The organism is Streptomyces sp. NH27 (genome assembly GCF_056859195.1).
On sequence record NZ_JACEGK010000964.1, the window covers coordinates 1 to 1230 of the forward strand.

At 75.1% G+C, this 1230-nt stretch carries 1 protein-coding gene; it reads right to left on the minus strand.

Annotation, left to right across the window (positions count from 1 at the left end):
• Positions 1–212: 212 nt before the first annotated feature.
• Positions 213–1082, minus strand: coding sequence for a DegV family protein (locus tag AC13HU_RS37430; protein WP_483046463.1), 870 nt, complete (start codon positions 1080–1082; stop codon positions 213–215).
• Between the last annotated feature and the right edge of the window lie 148 nt (positions 1083–1230).

The window sequence follows — 1230 nt, forward strand, 5'->3', positions numbered from 1 at the left end:
GATGTGGATCACTTCGCCACTCGTGTGGGTGACCCGACCGCCTCAACGCCGGCCCGGCCGCCAGCGTGACCGCCCGCCGGCCCGCCCTGCTCACGGGCCACCCGGCCACCCAACGCCCGCCACCCAACCGCCGTACCGCCCTCACGCCGAACCGCCAACCGCCCGGCTACCCAACCACCGGCCCCCGAGCACCCTCACCTCAGCGCGGCACTTCAGCGCGGCGACACCACGACCCCGAGCAGCCCCGGCCCGGCGTGCGCCCCGATCACCGCGCCCACCTCGCTCACCACCAACTCCCCCAGCCCCGGCACCCGCGGGCGCAGCCGCTCCGCGAGGGCCGCGGCGCGGTCGGCCGCGGCAAGGTGGTGCACCGCGAGGTCCACCCGTCCGGTACCCGCCCCGCCGTCGACGGCGGAACCCGCGCACTCCACCACGATCTCCTCGAGCCGGGTGACCGCCTTGGACGCGGTGCGCACCTTCTCCAGCAGCTCGATCCGCCCGTCCGCGAGCCGTAGCAGCGGCTTCACCGCGAGCGCGGAGCCGAAGAGGGCCTGTGCCGCGCCGATCCGGCCGCCGCGGCGCAGGTAGTCGAGCGTGTCGACGTAGAAGAAGGCGGAGGTGGCGGCGGCCCGGCGTTCGGCCGCGGCCACCACATCGTCCGGGCTGCCGCCGGCCTCCGCGGCCTCGGCGGCGGCGAGAACGGTGAAGCCGAGCGCCATCGCGACCATGCCGGTGTCGACGACGCGCACCGGGACGGGCGCCTCCTTCGCCGCGACGGTGGCGGCGTCGTACGTCCCCGAGAAGTCGGCGGACAGATGGAGCGAGACGATCGCCTGCGCGCCGGACGCGGCGGCGGCTTCGTAGGCCGCGGTGAACTCGGCGGGGCTCGGGCGGGAGGTCGTGACCGGGCGGCGGCGCTGGAGGGCGCGGGCCACGGCCGGTGCGGAGATGTCGGTGCCCTCTACGAAGGATTCGTCGTCGATCACCACGGTGAGGGGGACCAGGCTTATGGCGTGCCGGGTGAGGGCTTGCGGGCTCAGGTAGGCCGTCGAGTCCGTGACGATGGAGACGTGCGGGGGCATGTCCGGAGGTTACCGGGGTGCGGTACGGGGTGGCACGTCGGGACCTGGGGGTTCGAGTGCGCACGGTGCGATGCGGCCACCCGCCGCGACGGTTCCGGTACGCACCCGGGCGACCCGCCATCGTGGGTTGCCCGCACGGTACGTACGG